The 16,790-nt window shown below is 67.4% G+C and carries 14 protein-coding genes; 2 read left to right on the plus strand and 12 right to left on the minus strand.

The genetic code is table 11. The features are described 5' to 3' along the window. Window positions 1–45 precede the first annotated feature (45 nt). Complete coding sequence (locus ABNK63_RS14980) at window positions 46–1,905, plus strand: sulfotransferase (RefSeq protein ID WP_350016087.1); 1,860 nt, start codon at window positions 46–48, stop codon at window positions 1,903–1,905. 368 nt (window positions 1,906–2,273) lie between these two features. Here ABNK63_RS14980 and ABNK63_RS14985 read toward each other — a convergent pair whose 3' ends face one another. From ABNK63_RS14985 to ABNK63_RS15040, 12 genes are all read right to left on the minus strand, one after another. Beyond that, entirely contained in the window at window positions 2,274–4,514 is a 2,241-nt protein-coding gene (locus ABNK63_RS14985) for a carboxy terminal-processing peptidase (protein ID WP_350016088.1), read from the minus strand. 8 nt (window positions 4,515–4,522) lie between these two features. Then, window positions 4,523–5,533, minus strand: coding sequence for a lipoyl synthase (gene lipA, locus ABNK63_RS14990; RefSeq protein ID WP_007810434.1), 1,011 nt, complete (start codon window positions 5,531–5,533; stop codon window positions 4,523–4,525). Window positions 5,534–5,542: 9 nt separating this feature from the next. Then, a complete protein-coding gene (gene lipB, locus ABNK63_RS14995; protein ID WP_007810435.1) occupies window positions 5,543–6,148 on the minus strand; it encodes a lipoyl(octanoyl) transferase LipB in 606 nt (201 codons plus the stop codon). A gap of 194 nt (window positions 6,149–6,342) precedes the next feature. After that, entirely contained in the window at window positions 6,343–6,633 is a 291-nt protein-coding gene (locus tag ABNK63_RS15000; RefSeq protein WP_007810436.1) for a DUF493 family protein, read from the minus strand. Further along, window positions 6,633–7,886: a D-alanyl-D-alanine carboxypeptidase family protein gene (locus ABNK63_RS15005; RefSeq protein WP_007810437.1), complete on the minus strand. Its 1,254-nt coding sequence runs from the start codon at window positions 7,884–7,886 to the stop codon at window positions 6,633–6,635. Before ABNK63_RS15005 ends, ABNK63_RS15000 begins: the two co-directional genes overlap by 1 nt. A gap of 76 nt (window positions 7,887–7,962) precedes the next feature. After that, the gene (locus ABNK63_RS15010; RefSeq protein WP_007810438.1) at window positions 7,963–8,871 is read right to left on the minus strand and encodes a septal ring lytic transglycosylase RlpA family protein; all 909 of its coding nucleotides are present in this window, start codon (window positions 8,869–8,871) and stop codon (window positions 7,963–7,965) included. Continuing rightward, window positions 8,868–9,878: a lytic murein transglycosylase B gene (gene mltB / locus ABNK63_RS15015; RefSeq protein WP_350016089.1), complete on the minus strand. Its 1,011-nt coding sequence runs from the start codon at window positions 9,876–9,878 to the stop codon at window positions 8,868–8,870. The genes ABNK63_RS15010 and mltB overlap by 4 nt, the downstream gene beginning before the upstream one ends. Window positions 9,879–9,974: 96 nt before the next feature. Then, window positions 9,975–11,090, minus strand: a complete 1,116-nt coding sequence (rodA, locus tag ABNK63_RS15020) for a rod shape-determining protein RodA (RefSeq protein WP_350016090.1) — start codon at window positions 11,088–11,090, stop codon at window positions 9,975–9,977. Continuing rightward, a complete protein-coding gene (gene mrdA, locus ABNK63_RS15025; RefSeq protein WP_350016091.1) occupies window positions 11,087–13,066 on the minus strand; it encodes a penicillin-binding protein 2 in 1,980 nt (659 codons plus the stop codon). Before mrdA ends, rodA begins: the two co-directional genes overlap by 4 nt. Before the next feature lie 16 nt (window positions 13,067–13,082). Then, window positions 13,083–13,568 carry a rod shape-determining protein MreD gene (gene mreD, locus ABNK63_RS15030; protein ID WP_007810444.1) on the minus strand — a complete coding sequence of 162 codons (486 nt, stop codon included), beginning with the start codon at window positions 13,566–13,568 and terminating at the stop codon, window positions 13,083–13,085. After that, complete coding sequence (gene mreC / locus ABNK63_RS15035) at window positions 13,565–14,512, minus strand: rod shape-determining protein MreC (protein ID WP_007810446.1); 948 nt, start codon at window positions 14,510–14,512, stop codon at window positions 13,565–13,567. The genes mreD and mreC overlap by 4 nt, the downstream gene beginning before the upstream one ends. Window positions 14,513–14,527: 15 nt before the next feature. Beyond that, entirely contained in the window at window positions 14,528–15,574 is a 1,047-nt protein-coding gene (locus ABNK63_RS15040; RefSeq protein ID WP_007810448.1) for a rod shape-determining protein, read from the minus strand. A gap of 274 nt (window positions 15,575–15,848) precedes the next feature. On the opposite strand from ABNK63_RS15040, the gene ABNK63_RS15045 reads away from it, so the two are divergent. After that, window positions 15,849–16,784: a carbohydrate kinase family protein gene (locus ABNK63_RS15045; RefSeq protein ID WP_350016092.1), complete on the plus strand. Its 936-nt coding sequence runs from the start codon at window positions 15,849–15,851 to the stop codon at window positions 16,782–16,784. Window positions 16,785–16,790 lie beyond the last annotated feature (6 nt).

Raw genomic sequence — 16,790 nt, forward strand, 5'->3', positions numbered from 1 at the left:
CGGCCCTCTTGCATAATGCGTACTGGATTGACCGACGGAGCACGCATGTCCACTGCGACGGATCTGGCCAGGACGATGGCGGCGGCCTGGAACGCCGGTGATCCGGAGCGGGTCGTCGCCCTCGCCGGGCAGGCCACGCCGTCGTGGCAGGATGACGAAGCCGTGCTGTTGCTGCTCGGCCTGGCGCAGCAGGCCTGCGGCCGCGTGCAGCAGGCCGCGACGAGCTTCCGCCGGCTGGCGCAGTTGCGACCGGAGGTTTCCGCACACTGGAACAACCTCGCCGTGGTCTGCCGCGAGGCGGGCGACCTGGCCGAGGCCGAACAGGCCTTGCTGACGGCGCTGGCACTGGCGCCCGATGATGCCGAAGTGCACTACAACCTCGGCCTGCTGCGCATCCAGCAGCGGCAGTGGCTGGCCGCCCGGCAGAGCCTGCTGGACGCCGTGCAGCTGTCGCCGCATTTCATCGAGGCCCGCCTGCAGGCAGCCCACGCCTGCCACGTCTGCGGAGACAACACCCAACAGGAAGCGCTGCTGGACGGCGCCGGCGACTGGCCGCCGCAAACGGCCGAGCATGCGCTGCTGCTGTCGGCGATGCTCTCCGTCCAGGACGAACTGGACGCCGCGCTGCGCACGCTGGCCCGCGCGCAACTGCCGGCCGAACCGGCGGCCACGATCATGCGCCTGCGCATCGCGGCGCAGCGGGTGCTGTTGTACGAACGGAACAACCGGCTCGACGCAGCGCGGGAAGCACTGGAGCAGCTGCCCATCGATGCGCTCGAGGCCCTGCCCGCGCAGGCGGAACAGGCGCGCGCCGAAGGCTGGCGTGCGCACGCCGCCATGGCGATGCGCGCAGGCGAGGCGGCCGTGGCCGCGACGCTGCAGGCCCGCGCACTGGCCAGCGCGAGCGACGACGAGAGCCGGGCCGCTGCCGCCTTCGGGCTCGCCTCCGCGCTTGATCGACAAGGTCACTACGCCGAAGCCTGGCAAGCCTTGCAGCAGGCGCACTCCGCCCAGCGCGAGATCGCCCGCCACGTGGTGCCGGAGCTGCTGGCGACCGACAGCCGACCGCTGCAGGTGAGCGCCGAGCGGGTCGGCCGCGACGAGCACGCCCGCTGGCGCCCGCTGGCCGCCCCCGACAGCCGGCACAGCCCGGTCTTCGTGGTCGGTTTCCCCCGCTCGGGCACCACCTTGCTGGAACAGATGCTCGACGCCCATCCGGACTTCCGCTCGATGGACGAGCGTGCCCACGTGCATGACCTGATCGAGGCGATGCAGCTGGTCGGCCAGCGCTATCCGGCGGACCTGGCGGAACTGAGCCAGCAGGATGCCGATCAACTGCGCAGCGTGTACTGGCGGCAGGCGCGACGGGTCGCGCCCGATCTCGGCGCGCGGCGTCTGGTCGACAAGAATCCGCTCAACATGCTGTGCCTGCCGATGATCATGCGGCTGTTTCCGCACGCGCGCATCATCCTGTGCCTGCGCCATCCCTGCGACGTGCTGCTCAGCTGCTACATGCAGTCGTTCCGCTCGCCGGCCTTCATGATGCTGTGCTCGTCACTGCCGCGACTGGCGCAGGGCTACGCCCACGCGTTCGAGCAATGGTTTGCCGACACCGAGGTGTTCGCGCCCGCGGTGGTGGAGTGGCGCTATGAATCGGTGGTCAGCGGGCTGGACGAGCAGCTCGCCCGGCTGGGGGACTTCCTCGAGACGACGGACACCGCGGCGATGACCCGCTTCGCCGAACATGCACGGGGCAAGCGATTCATCAGCACGCCCAGCTATGCGCAGGTGACCGAAGGCGTCCATCGGCGGGCGGTGGGGCGCTGGCAGAACCATCGCCGGCAGTTCGAGCCGGTACTGCCGGTGCTGCAACCGTGGATCGAACGGCTGGGCTATCGCCCATGAAAAAGGAGGCGGTGCCATGCACCGCCTCCTTTCAGGCTTGCCACTGTTGCCGCGCGGATCGACTCAGCGCCTGTGAAGAAAACCACTTCCTGTGGTTTTCTTCTATCGCACGTCCGGTACATGCCCGGACGTGCTCACGCGGATCAGTCACTGGCGTGACCGGTCCGCGGTCGGCCGTGCCTGGCCGACCTGAGAGGTTGGAAAACTCTCAACCCCTCAGTGCCTGTGAAGAAAATCACTTCCTGTGGTTTTCTTCTATCGCACGTCCGGTACATGCCCGGACGTGCTCACGCGGATCAGTCACTGGCGTGACCGATCCGCGGTCGGCCGTGCCTGGCCGACCTGAGAGATTGGAAACTCTCAACCTCTCAGTGCTGCTGCAGCACGCCGGACTCGTCCGGCTGGGCATTCACCACGCTGACGCCCGACTTGCCGCCATAAGGCAGCACTTCACTGGCCAGTTTCGGATCGGCCTTGATCATGCCGATCGCGTCGAACAGGATGTGCGCCGTTTCGTTGAGCTGCACGTCCTTGGCCTTCTTGGCGTCCTTCTCCTGCTTCAGCTCGCTCTTCAGGCTGCGCTCGTTCGCGTTCAGCCCGTCGTCCAGGCTGCTGGCCTCGTCGGCGAGCGAGGCGTCGGTGCCGTCGATGGCCTTGTGCCGCGCGCGGAAGTCGGCCTGGATCGCCTCCAGCTTCTTGCGCTCGGCTTCGCGGGTGGCGAGGTTCAGCGAGATCGAGGTTTTCGCCCGCATCGTGCGGTACTGGGCCAGTTCGTCCAGCATCAGCTTCCACGCCGGCGACTGCGCCACGCGATCGGCGTGCAGCTTCTCCAGCCGCGGCAGGTAGTCGGCGAAATTCGCCACCACCTGGTAGTCGGCCGGCGCGATCTGGGTCCACTTCAGCGCGTTCTCGTAGGTGGATTCGCCGAAGTCCTTCTCGTCGCCGTTCTTCGGGAACGCGATGTCGGGGGTGACGCCCTTCAGCTGGGTGGAGCCGCCGTTGATGCGGAAGAACTCCTGGATGGTCATCTTCAGCTCGCCGAGCTGCGGCTTCTCGTCGTCGCTCTGGGCGAAGCGGTCCAGGTCGACCAGATTCTGCACGGTGCCCTTGCCGAAGGTGGGCTCGCCGATGATCAGGCCGCGGTGGTAGTCCTGGATCGCCGCGGAGAAGATTTCCGAGGCGGACGCGGTGCCGCGGTTGACCAGCACCGCCAGCGGGCCGCTCCACACCATGCCCGGGTCGTCGTCGCCCTGCTGCTCGACCTGGCCCTTGGAGTCGCGCACCTGCACCACCGGGCCCTTGTCGATGAACAGGCCGGTCAGCGAGTTGGCCTCGGCCAGCGAGCCACCGCCATTGTTGCGCAGGTCGACCACCACGCCCTGCACGCCTTCCTGCTTCAGCTCGCCGAGCAGGCGGGCCACGTCGCGGGTGGCGCTCTTGAAGTTCTTGTCGCCGGCGCTGCGCGCACCGAAGTCGGAATAGAAGGTGGGCAGGTCGATCACGCCGATCTTGCGGGTGACCCCGCCGTCCTTGATCTCGACGACCTTCTTCTTCGCCGCCTGCTCCTCGATGCTGACCTTCTTGCGCACCAGGGTGACGATCTCGTGCTTGCCGTCCACGCCGGCGTCGGCGGGCAGGATTTCCAGCCGCACCACGGTGTCCTTCTTGCCGCGGATGCGGTTGACCACGTCGTCGAGGCGCCAGCCGATCACGTCGACGATCGGGCCGTTGTCGCCCTGGCCCACGCCGACGATGCGATCGCCGACCTGGATCTTGCCGGACTTGCTTGCCGGACCGGCGGGCACCAGCTCGCGGATCTGGGTGTAGTCGTCACGCGCCTGCAGCACCGCGCCGATGCCTTCCAGCGACAGCTTCATCGAGATGTCGAAGTTCTCCGCCGCGCGCGGGCCGAGGTAGTCGGTGTGCGGGTCGGTGGTTTCGGCATACGCGGTCATGAAGGTCTGGAACGCGTCCTGCCCGTCGAGCTGCCTGATCCGCTCGATGTAGGCGGCGTAACGCTTGTCCAGCGTCTTGCGGATGTCCGCGTCGTCCTGGCCGGCCAGCTTCAGGCGCAGCCAGTCGTTCATGGTGCGCTTGCGCCACAGCTCGTCGAGCTCGGCCTGGTCCTTCGGCCAGTCGGCGTGTTCGCGGTCGAAGGTGTAGCTCTGCTCGACGGAGAAGTCGAAGCCCTGCTTGAGCAGGCCGCGGGCGTAGGTCATCCGCTCCACGGCGCGCTGCACGTAGGCGTTGAAGATGGCGAACGGCGCGGACAGGTCCTGGTTCCAGATCGCGTCGTCCAGCTTGGTCTTGCTGGGTGCGAACTGCGCCATGTCGGCCTGGGTGAAGAACACCTTCTCGCTGTCCAGCAACTTGAAGTAGGCGTTGTAGATGCGCGCCGACATCGCGTCGTCCAGCGGCTGCGCATCGTAGTGGAAGCGGGTCAGGAAGCGCGCCGACAGCTGCGCGGCCTGCGCCTCCTCCGGGGTGGAGGTCAGCGGCCAGGTGGCTGCCTTGCGCGGCTTGCCCGCGCCCATGTCGGCGGCGGACTGCGCCTGGGCGCCGGTGGCGGCAAGGGCTAGCAGCAGGAACAGCGCGGGGCGAAATTTCATGGAGGCTCTCAGGCTGACTCGGTGACACCGGCTGCATGGGCCTGCAGGTCGGCGTGGTAGGACGAACGTACCAGCGGACCGGAGGCGACGTGATGGAAGCCCATCGCCTCACCGGCTTCGCGCAGCATGTCGAATTCTTCGGGGGTCCAGTAGCGCACCACCGGATGATGGTGGGGCGTGGGCTGCAGGTACTGGCCGATGGTGATCATCTCGACGTCATGGGCGCGTAAATCGCGCAACGTCTCGATCACCTGGTCGTAGGTCTCGCCGAGGCCCAGCATGATGCCGGACTTGGTCGGCACGTCGGGATGCTGCGCCTTGAAGCGCTTGAGCAGGTCCAGCGACCACTGGTAGTCGGCGCCCGGGCGCACTTCGCGGTACAGGTGCGGCACGGTTTCCAGATTGTGGTTGAACACGTCCGGCGGGAAGTCCTTCAGCACTTCCAGCGCGCGTTCCATGCGGCCCTTGCCGCGGAAGTCGGGGGTGAGGATCTCGATGCGGATGTTCGGGCTGGCGTGGCGCGTGGCGCGGATGCAGGCGGCGAAATGCTCGGCGCCGCCGTCGCGCAGGTCGTCGCGGTCGACCGAGGTGATCACCACGTACTTCAGGCGCATGTCGCGGATGGTCTCGGCCAGTCGCGCCGGCTCCAGCGTGTCCGGCGGCAGCGGCCGCCCGTGCGCCACGTCGCAGAACGAGCAGCGCCGGGTGCACACCTCGCCCAGGATCATGAACGTGGCGGTGCCCTTGCTGAAGCATTCGTGGATGTTCGGGCAGGACGCTTCCTCGCACACGGTGACCAGCGAGTTCTCGCGCAGGCGCGCCTTCAGCTGCTGCACCGCGTTGCCCTGGGGCAGGCGCACCCGGATCCACGACGGCTTGCGCAGGGTCGGCACGGCGGTGTCGAAGCCGGCGCGGTTCAGCGCGATCTTGTCGTTGCCCAGCTGCTTTTCACCGGCCGGGGCGTTGCCGACCACGGTGATCGGGATGACCCGGGTCGACGATGTGGTTGATTCGCTCATGTAGAAAGCTCAGACCGCCGCGCGCGCGGGGAGTTCGGGTAATAGGGAAGCCGCGGGCTCGGCGACGAAACCGAACTGGCGACAGAACTGCGCCACCAGCACGTCCTCGACCGTGGCCAGGCTTGAAGGGCCGCCCAAGTCTAGCAGTTGCGTGACCGCCAGATCCTTGTAACCGCAAGGGTTGATGCGGTGAAACGGCTCCAGGTCCATGGCCACGTTGAAGGCCAGCCCGTGGAAGCTGCAGCCGCGGCGCACGCGCAGACCCAGCGCGGCGACCTTGGCCGCGCCCACGTAGACACCCGGCGCGCCTTCGCGGCGCGAGGCGTTGACGTTCCAGTGCGCCAGCGTGTCGATCAGCGACTGCTCGATCCGGTGGACCAGCTCGCGCACGCCCACCCCGATCCGGCGCAGGTCGATCAGCGGGTAGCCGACGATCTGACCCGGGCCGTGATAGGTCACCTGGCCGCCGCGATCGACCGGAATCACCGGGATGTCGCCTGGCGCCAGCACGTGCTCCATCTTGCCGGCCTGGCCCAGGGTGAACACCGGGTCATGCTCCAGCAGCCACAGCTCGTCCGGCGTGTCGGCGGTGCGGTTGTCGGTGAACGCACTCATCGCCCGCCAGGTCGCCGCGTAGGGCTGGCGACCGAGCCGACGGATTTTCAGCGGCCGGGAATCGGGAATGGGGAATGGGGAATCGTCGGTCACGGGAGGATTGGAATTGCGTGGATCTTCATGCGTGGATGAGCGTGCAGGACACGGAATGGCTGCTGTTCAATTCCCTGTTCCCGATTCCCTGTTCCCGGCTCTCACATCGTGTACCGGATGTCCGGATCACCGCGCAGCGCGTGGTGCGCCGCCTCGTACTGCTCGCGGTTCTCGCAGTGGAAGCTGACCGTGACCGAGACGTAGTTGCCGGCGCCGGAGTGCCGGTGCCGCACGGTCTCATGCAGCACGCGCAGGCCGGCGCGCTCCAGCAGCTGCGGCACATGGGTCGGCAGGTTCGCGCTGGACTTGCCCACCGCGGTGATCTCGAACTCGCCGGGGAATTCGAAACCCTTGCCTTCCTCTTTCGCCCTGGTGAAGTCGATCGGCTGCATTACTTCGCGTCCGTACCCTTGGCCGGCGCCGCGGCGTCGGCCTTCTTGTCGCTGTGGAACCACAACAGGATGCTGTCCCACAGGCGCGAGAAGAAGCCGCCCTGCGGCGCATCGGCCAGCACCACCAGCGGCACGTTCTGCACCGGCTTGCCGTCCAGCGTGATGTGCAGCGTGCCCACCTGCTGACCCTTGGTGAACGGCGCGACCAGGGTGGCGGGGATGTCCATGGTGGCCTTCAACTGGTCGTACTGGCCGCGCTTGACGGTGACCTGCACGTTCTCGTTCACTCCGAGCGGCAACTGGTTGGACGCACCCTTCCACAGCTTCGGCGTGGCCAGCGGCTTGCCGGCTTCATACAGCTTGTGGGTCTCGTAGAAACGGAAGCCGTAGTTGAGCAGGGCCATCGCCGAATCGGCGCGCGCCTTCTCGCTGCTGGCACCCATCACGATCGCGATCATCCGCGACTCGCCCTGCTTGGCCGAAGCGGCCAGGCAGTAGCCGGCGGCGGCGGTGTGGCCGGTCTTGATGCCGTCCACGCTGGGATCGCGCCACAACAGGGTGTTGCGGTTGTGCTGCTTGATGCCGTTCCACTCAAACTCCTTCACCGCCGAAATCGCGTAGTCCTCGGGGAAGTCGTGGATCAGCGCGCGCGACAGGATCGCCACGTCGTGCGCGGTGGTGTAGTGGTTGGCGATCGGATAACCGGAGGCGTTCTCGAAGTTGGAGTTCACCATGCCGAGTTGCCTGGCATAGGCGTTCATCAGGCCGGCGAAGGCCTGCTCGGAGCCGGCGGTGTGTTCGGCCAGCGCGATCGCCGCGTCATTGCCGGACTGGATGATCATGCCGTACAGCAGGTCCTTCAGCGGCACCTGGCTGTTGAGCTTCATGAAGCTGGTGGAGCCGTCGGTGCCCGCGCCACCGCCACGCCAGGCGTTTTCGCTGATGGTCACCGGGTCGGTCATGTGCACCTTGCCGTTGGCGACCTCGGCCGAGACCACGTAGTCGGTCATGATCTTGGTGATCGATGCCGGCTCCAGCCGCAGGTCCGGCTCCTTGCTGGCCAGGATCTGGCCGGTGGCGTAATCCATCAGCACCCAGCTCTTGCCGTCGACGTCCGGCGGCGGCGGCACCGGCGCCTCCGGCACCACCGGACGCGGCACCGGTGACGGACGCGGCGGGGTCTGGGCAACGGCGACGCCGACCAGCAGGGTGACGGCGGCAAGCGGAAGCAGGGTGCGGCGGAAGAAATTCATCGTGTTGTTCAGTCCGGTGTCTGGCGTTCGACGTCGCAGGCGTCGATCAAGGTGGAAAAGGTTGCGCAAATCCTGCTCAGTCTACCGCGACCTGCGGCCGGGGCAGACCCATGCCTTCGATCCGGCTGCTGACCTGGTCGGCGCGATCGACGCTGGCCAGCGGCCCGACCCGCACCCGACGCACGCGCTGGCCGTTGATCACCGCGTCGGTGACCTGCACCGCGCCGAGGTTGGCCTGGCGCAGGCGCTGGGCCAGGCGGTTGGCGTTGTCCGCGTCGGCGAACGCGCCAATCTGCAGGTAGATGCCGGGATGTGAGCCTGTGACCACGGGCGCCGGCGGCAGTTCCTTGCCGGGCCGGGACGGGTCGATGCCCTGCACCTCGACCAGGCCGGTGCCCTTGGGCCAGATGCCGATCTTCACCGCAGCGGCGTAGGACAGGTCGATCAGCCGGTTGTCGTGGAACGGGCCGCGGTCGTTGACCCGCACGATCACGCTCTTGCCGGTCTCGAGATTGGTCACCCGTGCATAGCTGGGCAGCGGCAGCGTGGTGCTGGCGGCGCTGAACGCATACATGTCGTAGGTTTCCAGGCTGGAGGTCTTGTAGCCGTGGAACTTGTTGCCATAGAACGAGGCGATGCCGCGCTCGTCGTAGCCGCGCGCGCTGGGCAGCACGCGATAGCTCTTTCCGCGCACGCTGTACGGCGACTTGTTGCCATACAGCGAGCGCGGCTCGACCTTAGGCACCGGCTCGACCAGCTTGCTGACGTCCAGTGGCGGCGGCACGCTGTCCTCGCCGTCGCGGTAGCGGCTGCCCTGCGGCTTGCTGAGGTCGTCCTCGAAGCGGTCGTCGCCGGAGGTCCGGGACGGGCTCGACGGCGACGTCCGCGAATGACCGTCGCGATGGGCGGGCTTCGTGCGGTGGCCACCGCACGCGGCCAGCAGCAGGCCCGCCGCCAGCACCAGCGCGACGCGGGCCAGCCTCATCGCGTCGCTTCCGCCGGGCCGACGCCAGCCTCGATGGCCTGCGCCAGCTGGTTCACCGCCATCGCGTACAGCGGACTGCGGTTGTAGCGGGTGATCACGTAGAAGTTCTGGAAGGTGAACCAGTATTCCGGCCCGTTCGGGCCTTCCAGCGTCTGCAGGCTGCTGGGTTCGGCCGGCGACAGCGGTTGCAGCGGCGCATAGCCCCACGCCTCCAGTTGCTCCAGTGGCCAGGTCGGCTTGGTGTCGGTCACCGTGGGCGGTGTTGCCGATGCATCCGGCTGCGCGCGCGCCGCCACCGGACCACCGGTGACCCAGCCGTGTTTCACGAAGTAATTGGCCACGCTGGCGAAGATGTCCGGCAGCGAGTTTTGCAGATCGATGTGACCGTCCTGGTCCGCGTCCACCGCGAAATCGCGGATGCTGGTGGGCATGAACTGGCCCCAGCCCTGGGCGCCGGCATACGAGCCGGTGAGCGTGTCCAGCGGGCCGGCCAGGTGGTTGTCCGGCAGGCTCAGCAGTTCCTTCAGCTGCTCGCGGAAGAACTTCGCCCGCGGCGGGTAGTACAGACCCAGCGTGACCAGTGCGTCGAGCACCCTGTACTTGCCGGTATTGCCGCCGTAACTGGTCTCCACGCCCACGATGGCCACGATGTATTGCGGCGCCACGCCGTACTGCCTGCCGATCTGATCCAGCAGCGCACGATGCTCGCGATAGAAGGCCACGCCATCGTCGATGCGCTTGTCGGTGAGGAAGATCGGCCGGTAGTCCTTCCACGGCTTGCCCTCCGCCGGCCGGCTGATCGCATCGAGGATGCCCTGCTGCATCTTGGCGCCGTCCAGCAGCGCATTCAGCGCCTGCGGACTCTTGCCGGTTTCCCGCGCCACCTCGCGCACCAGTTCGGCCTGGCCGGGATGGGTGGCCGCCAGCACCGGCGTCAGCGAGGCCACCCACAACAGGCTGAGGACGGCGAGAAAACGGGCCGGGCGCGGCGCAGGCGTGGCTGTCATGTTGTGGTTTCGCTCACAGAATTGCCATGTCCACGAAAGCCTAACACGCAGGCGCGCGCAACTTCGGGCACGCACGGGACGATGCGCTGGCGAGGTTCAGAGATGCGTCTTGCGGTTGGCGTGGATCGACATCAGCACGCCGAAGCCGGTCAGCAGCGAGACGGCCGAGGTGCCGCCGTAGCTGATCATCGGCATCGGCACGCCGACCACCGGCAGCATGCCGGCGACCATGCCGCCGTTGACGAAGACATAGACGAAGAAGCTCATGCCGATCGCGCCGGCCAGCAGGCGCGAGTAGGTATCGCGCGCCTCCATCGCGATCCACAGGCAGCGGCCGATGATGAAGGCGTACAAAGCCACCAGCGCGCACACGCCGACCAGGCCGAACTCCTCGGAGAACACCGCGAAGATGAAGTCGGTGGTGTGCTCGGGCAGGAAGTCCAGCCGCGACTGCGTGCTGTGTTGCCAGCCCTTGCCGAAGACGCCGCCGGAGCCCACCGCGATCTGCGACTGGATGATGTGCCAGCCGTTGCCCAGCGGATCGGATTCGGGATTGAGCAGGGTCAGCACGCGGTCGCGCTGGTACTGGTGCAGGAAGTGCCAGCCGACCGGGATCATGCTGCCGACCGCCCCGACCAGCAGGCCGATCCGCCACCAGGCCATGCCGGACAGGAACAGCGCGAACGCACCGGCGGCCGTCACCAGCACCGCGGTGCCCAGGTCCGGTTGCTCGGCGATCAGCCCGGCCGGGATCGCGATCAGCAGGCCGACCACGGCGATGTCCTTCCAGCCCGGCGGCAACTGGCGCGGGTGCAGGTACCAGGCGACCATCATCGGCATGGTCAGCTTGAGCAGTTCGGACGGCTGGAAACGCATGAAGCCGAGGTCGAGCCAGCGGATCGAGCCACGCCCCTCGCCGAGGATCGCCACCACCACCAGCAACGCGGTGCTGCCGCCATACAACCACGGCGTCCAGCTGCGCAGCACCGAAGGCGGGATGCGCGACACCAGCAGCAGCAGGCCTGCGCCCAGCACGAAGCGACCGGCCTGGCCGCCGACCAGGGACAGGTTGGCGTCGCCGGCGCTGTACAGCGTGACCAGTCCGGCGATCGCCAGCACGAACAGGCCCAGCGCCAGCGGCAGGTCGATCCGGGGCCGGGTCAGTATCCGCCGCAGGAAGCGCCGGCCACGCGCGTAGAGCACCTCGATCATGGCGTGTCCCCGCTTGAGGTGGCCTGGGCCGGGATGTCTTCGACCGGTTCGTCGTTCGGGACCTCGGCGGGAGCGCTCGCCGGCGCGGCGTTCGATACCGGCAGGCGTTCCGCGTCGGGAATCACGCCGCCGTGCGAGGCGAGCCACGCGTCGAGGATCTGGCGGGCGATCGGGCCGGCCGAGCTGGCGCCCCACGCGCCGGATTCCAGCAGCACGGCCACCGCGATCTGCGGGTTGTCCGCGGGCGCGTAGACCTCGAACCAGGCGCGGTTGCGGCTGGCCAGATAGGCCAGGTTGCTGCGGTCGTCGTAGGCATTGGTGGTGCGCGAGTAACGCTCCGCGGTGCCGCTCTTGCCGGCCAGGCGGTAGGGGAAGCCGGCCACCAGCGTGCGTCCGGTGCCCCGCTCGCCATACATCACCCGCTCCATGCCCAGGTTGACGGCATCCCAATCGGCCGGCTTGCGAATCACCGACGGTCCGCTGGGCGGGTTGGCCAGTGGCTGCAGCGGCGCGTTGACGCCATCGCGGGTCGCCATCACCAGCCGTGGGGCGTAGGGAATGCCATGGCCGGCAAAGGTGGCGATCGCATGGCCGAGCTGCAGCGGCGTCACCGCCCAGAAGCCCTGGCCGATGCCGGCGATGACCGTTTCTCCGGGATACCAGGGTTGTCTGGAGTTGGCGGCTTTCCATTCGCGCGAGGGCAGCACGCCCGCAGATTCGCCGATCAGGTCGATCCCGGTCGGCTTGCCGAAGCCGAACTCGGCCATGTAGGCACTGAGCTTGTCGATGCCCATGTCCAGGGCGAGCTTGTAGAAATAGGTGTTGACCGATTGCTCGATCGCACCGGCCAGGTCCACGCGCCCCACGCCGCCGCGCTGGTCATCGCGATAGCCGCGGGCCTGGCCGGGAATGTAGAACACGCCGGTGGAAACCACAGTGTCCTGTGGCGTACGCAGGCCGCTCTCCAGGCCAGCCAGGCCGACCAGCGGCTTGACGGTGGAGCCTGGCGGATAGACGCCACGCAGCGCCCGGTTGTAGAGCGGCTTCTCCGGATCGTTGGTCAACGCGCTGTAGTCGGCCTGGCTGATGCCGTTGACGAACAGGTTGGGATCGAAGGTGGGCACGCTGACCATCGCCAGCACCTGGCCATTGCGCGGATCAATCGCCACCGCGGCGCCGGGCCGGCCGGCGAACGCCTCTTCGGCGGCCTTCTGCAGGCGCACGTCGATGCTGAGGTAGAGGTTCTTGCCCGGCTTGGGCGCATGCGTTTCCAGCACGCGCTGGGTGCGGCCGTCGGCGTTCACCTCCAGCAGCTCGTAGCCCGGCGTGCCGTGCAGCATGTCTTCGTAGGACCGCTCGATGCCACTGCGGCCGACGTGGCTGGTGCCCTTGTAGCGGACCGGATCGAGGCGATCCACGTCGTCGGCGTCGATGCGCCCGACATAGCCCACGACATGGGCGAACATTGCGCCCAGCGGATAACGCCGGGTCAGGTACGGCACCACGTCCACGCCGGGGAAGCGCCAGCGGTTGACCGCAAAGCGGTCGATCTCGTCCTCGGTCAGGCGCAGTTTCAGCGGCACGCTCTCGAAGCGCCGGCTCTGCCTGAGCTGCTTGTGGAAGGCGTCCAGATCGTCCCGGTCCAGCGGCACCACGTGGCCCAGCTGCTCCAGCAATGCCGGCATGTCCTTGACCTGCTCGGGCACCACTTCCAGCCGGAACGCCGGCACGTTGTCGGCCAGCAACACGCCGTTGCGGTCGTAGATCAGGCCGCGCGCCGGGGGAATCGCCCGCGGCTTGACCCGGTTGTTCTGCGAGCGGGTGACGAATTCCTCGTGGTGCGCCACCTGCAGGTAGGCAAAGCGCACCAGCAGCAGACACAGGCCCAGCAGGATCAGCACGAAGGCAGCCGCGGCGCGACGCCTGAACAGCAGGCTTTCGCCACGCGGGTCCTTGATCGATCGCCGGATCTTCATGTCACTGGTTCATGTCTCATTGGATCCGCAGCCGTGCGCGCAGATCGTCGAGCAGCAGGAACAGGAACGGCCACAAGGCGGCGCCGACGAAGGGTGAAATCCACCAGCTGGCCGGCGGCAGCGAGGCGCCGGCCAGCAGCCGCACCAGCAACAGCAGGATGCGGTCGTTCAACAATAGCGCGAGCACGGCCAGCGCCTGCTGCCACATCGGGAAAAAGCGCAGCCGCGAACGGAAACGCAAGGCGATGAAGACCAGCGCGCACAGGCGCAATGCCTGTTCGCCCAGCACCACGCCGTTGAGCAGGTCGGCGCCGAGTCCGATCATGAAAGCCAGCCCCAGGGTGACCCGGTCCTCCGATTCCAGCGACCAGTACAGCAGGAACAGCGCCGGCCAGTACGGCTTGAACGGCTCCAGCACGCCGGGCAAGGGCACCAGCATCGACAGCAGGGCGAACACCAGGGTGCCGGCAAACCACCACTGGCTCAGGCGTTGCCGGCTCATGGCTTCACCTCGCCGGCCGCAGCCGGTGCGCCGACACTGGCGCCAGGCGCCAGCTGGCTGGGCGGGCCCATCGGCTTGACCGGTGCGGGCGGGCCATCCGGCTCGGCCTGGTCATGCAGCAGCAGCACGTCCTCGCTGCGGTCGATGTCCGCCGCCGGCTTCGCCAGCGCGACCAGGAACATGCCGGTGGGCGCTGGCGCCACCGAGCGCACGTCGCCGACCGGGAAGCCGGGCGGGAAGCGACCACCGAGGCCCGAGGTGAGCAGCTTGTCACCGACGCGCACGTCCGCCGCCAGCGGGATGGTGGGCAGCGCCAGCTCGTCGCCGTCGCGGGAACCGTAGGCCACGGTGCGCAGGCCGGTGCGCTCGACCACCACCGGAATCGCATGGGCCGGATCGGTGATCAGCATCACCACCGAGGTGGTCGGCAGAACTTCCTTGACCTGCCCCATCACGCCGTGGGCATCGATCACCGGCTGGCCCGGCCGGACACCGTCGCGGGCGCCCATGTTCAGGGTCAGCTGGTAGCGATACGCGCCGAGATCCACTCCGATCACCCGCGCCAGCTGCACGTTGAGATCGAGGCTGTGCTGCGTGTCCAGCAATTCCTTCAGGCGCTGGTTCTGTTCCGCCACGGCCGCCATGCGGTTGAGCTTGGCGTTCGCCAGCAACAGGTCTTCGCGCAGACGCTGGTTCTGTTCGGTAAGACGCTGGCGATCGGCGAAGGCCACGCTCATCGTGCGCACCCCGACGGCAGGCAGGCCAGCCAGGCGGTACACCGGCTCGACCACGGCTGACGCGGTATCGCGCAATCGCCACAGCCAGCCATTGCGATGGTCCAGCACCATCAGCACCATGGCCAGCGCCAGGTAGACGATCAGCCGCAGGGTTCCCGCGGCATTGCCGGCGAACAGCGGCGAGGATTCGTCGCGCGCACGCGCCATGAGCAGGCTCTCGCCTTATTCGGGTGCGAAGAAGTCGCTGCCGTGCTGATCGATCAGCTCCAGCGCCTTGCCGCCGCCACGCGCCACGCAGGTCAGGGGGTCGTCCGCCACCTGCACATGCAGGCCGGTTTCCTCGGAGATCAGCCGGTCCAGGTCGCGCAGCAGGGCACCGCCACCGGTGAGCACGATGCCGCGCTCGGCGACGTCGGAGCACAGTTCCGGCGGAGTCTGCTCCAGTGCCGACTTCACCGCGGCCACGATGCCGGCCAGCGGCTCGTGCAGGGCTTCGAGGATCTCGTTGGAGTTGATCGTGAACATCCGCGGCACGCCCTCGGCGAGGTTGCGGCCGGAGATCTCGATCTCCTTGACGTCGGCTTGCGGGAAGGCACAGCCGATCTGCAGCTTGATGCGCTCGGCGGTGGATTCGCCGATCAGGGTGCCATGGTTGCGGCGCACGTAATTGATGATCGCCTCGTCGAAGCGATCGCCGCCGACACGCACGGATTGCGAGTAGACGATGCCGTTCAGCGAGATCACCGCGACCTCGGAGGTGCCGCCGCCGATGTCCAGCACCATCGCGCCACGCGCCTCGTGCACCGGGATGCCGGCGCCGATCGCCGCCGCCATCGGCTCCTCGATCAGGAACACGTCGCGGGCACCGGCGCCTTCGGCCGATTCCTTGATCGCGCGGCGCTCGACCTGGGTCGAGCCGCACGGCACGCACACCAGCACGCGCGGGCTCGGGCGCAGGAAGCGCGACTTGTGCACCTGCTTGATGAAGTGCTGCAGCATCGCCTCGGTCATGGTGAAGTCGGCGATCACGCCGTCCTTCATCGGACGCACGGTGGCGATATTGCCCGGCGTGCGACCCAGCATGCGCTTGGCATCGCCACCGACTGCGGCGATCGTGCGCGGACCACCCGGGCCACGATCCTGGCGGATCGCCACCACCGACGGTTCGTTCAGCACGATGCCCTGCCCACGCACGTAGATCAGCGTGTTGGCCGTGCCGAGGTCGATGGAGATGTCGTTGGAGAAGATCCCGCGAAACTTCTTGAACATGGGTCCGCCGTGGTCCGGCCTGGTTAAAAAGTAAGCTCGCCAGTCTAGTCAGCGTGTCCTGCATGCGCAAGGACAATAACGTTAAGAAATCCTTCTACAACACGACCCTAAGCACGTTTTCTGCGTCGCAAGCTGAGCTTCGATGGCTGGCCGAAAGTCGCCAATCCGGGCGGATGGCGTTAAGATCGCCCCTTTGACCGGGGCCGTCCGGTGCGGCCTGCGCCGTCCCGCGGCGATACGGTTTTCCACTTCTGCCCGGGGGCTCCCGCACATCATGTCTGCCGTCATCTGCGGATCGCTGGCCTACGACACCATCATGGTGTTCCAGGACCAGTTCAAGAACCACATCCTGCCCGATCAGATGCACATCCTGAATGTGTCGTTCCTGGTGCCACGCATGCGGCGCGAGTTCGGCGGCTGCGCCGGCAACATCGCCTACAACCTCAAGCTGCTCGGCGGAGATCCGCTGCCGGTGGCTGCGGTGGGCCAGGATTTTGCGCCGTATCGCGCGCACATGGAGCAGTGCGGGATCCGCCTGGACAGCGTGCGCGTGTTCGACGACCAGTTCACGCCGCAATGTTTCATCACCACGGACCTGGACAACAACCAGATCACCGCGTTTCATCCCGGCGCGATGTCCAGCGCCCAGGAAAATCACGTACGCGACATCCCCGACATCGATTTCGCGATCGTGGCACCGGACGGCCGCGAGGCGATGCTGCAGCACGTCGACGAGTTCGCCGCCCGCGGCGTGCCCTTCATCTTCGATCCGGGCCAGGCGATGCCGCTGTTCAGCGGCGAAGAGTTCCGTTCGATGATCACCAAGTCGACCTACGTGATCGTCAACGATTACGAGTCGCAGCTGCTGCAGACACGCACCGGCTGGAGCGCCGAAGAGATTGCGCAGAGAGTGACCGCGTATATCGTCACCCAGGGCCCGCGCGGATCGATCATCCACGTCGGCAGCGAGACCCACCATATCCCCCCGGCCCGCGAGCGGCAGATCGTCGACCCCACGGGTTGTGGCGACGCTTATCGCGCCGGGCTGATGTTCGGCATCATGCGCGGCAAGGACTGGCCGACCGTGGGTCGCATGGCCTCGCTGATGGGTGCACTCAAGGTTGAGCATCCCGGCACGCAGAACCAGCGCTTCGGCTACGCCGACTTTGCCGCCGAATTCCTGGACCAGTTCGGCTACACGCTCGACTGAAGCCGG

This window comes from Rhodanobacter sp. IGA1.0 (assembly GCF_040208325.1).
Lineage (GTDB): Bacteria > Pseudomonadota > Gammaproteobacteria > Xanthomonadales > Rhodanobacteraceae > Rhodanobacter > Rhodanobacter spathiphylli.

Bases quoted from the DNA above. Each gene is read 5' to 3' on its own strand.
- mrdA (WP_350016091.1), bottom strand. From the start codon at position 13,066: ATGAAGATCCGGCGATCGATCAAGGACCCGCGTGGCGAAAGCCTGCTG.
- mreD (WP_007810444.1), bottom strand. From the start codon at position 13,568: ATGAGCCGGCAACGCCTGAGCCAGTGGTGGTTTGCCGGCACCCTGGTG.
- ABNK63_RS15000 (WP_007810436.1), bottom strand. From the start codon at position 6,633: ATGCAGCCGATCGACTTCACCAGGGCGAAAGAGGAAGGCAAGGGTTTC.
- lipB (WP_007810435.1), bottom strand. From the start codon at position 6,148: ATGAGTGCGTTCACCGACAACCGCACCGCCGACACGCCGGACGAGCTG.
- ABNK63_RS15040 (WP_007810448.1), bottom strand. From the start codon at position 15,574: ATGTTCAAGAAGTTTCGCGGGATCTTCTCCAACGACATCTCCATCGAC.
- rodA (WP_350016090.1), bottom strand. From the start codon at position 11,090: ATGATCGAGGTGCTCTACGCGCGTGGCCGGCGCTTCCTGCGGCGGATA.
- lipA (WP_007810434.1), bottom strand. From the start codon at position 5,533: ATGAGCGAATCAACCACATCGTCGACCCGGGTCATCCCGATCACCGTG.
- ABNK63_RS15045 (WP_350016092.1), top strand. From the start codon at position 15,849: ATGTCTGCCGTCATCTGCGGATCGCTGGCCTACGACACCATCATGGTG.
- ABNK63_RS15010 (WP_007810438.1), bottom strand. From the start codon at position 8,871: ATGAGGCTGGCCCGCGTCGCGCTGGTGCTGGCGGCGGGCCTGCTGCTG.
- mreC (WP_007810446.1), bottom strand. From the start codon at position 14,512: ATGGCGCGTGCGCGCGACGAATCCTCGCCGCTGTTCGCCGGCAATGCC.
- mltB (WP_350016089.1), bottom strand. From the start codon at position 9,878: ATGACAGCCACGCCTGCGCCGCGCCCGGCCCGTTTTCTCGCCGTCCTC.
- ABNK63_RS14980 (WP_350016087.1), top strand. From the start codon at position 46: ATGTCCACTGCGACGGATCTGGCCAGGACGATGGCGGCGGCCTGGAAC.
- ABNK63_RS15005 (WP_007810437.1), bottom strand. From the start codon at position 7,886: ATGAATTTCTTCCGCCGCACCCTGCTTCCGCTTGCCGCCGTCACCCTG.
- ABNK63_RS14985 (WP_350016088.1), bottom strand. From the start codon at position 4,514: ATGAAATTTCGCCCCGCGCTGTTCCTGCTGCTAGCCCTTGCCGCCACC.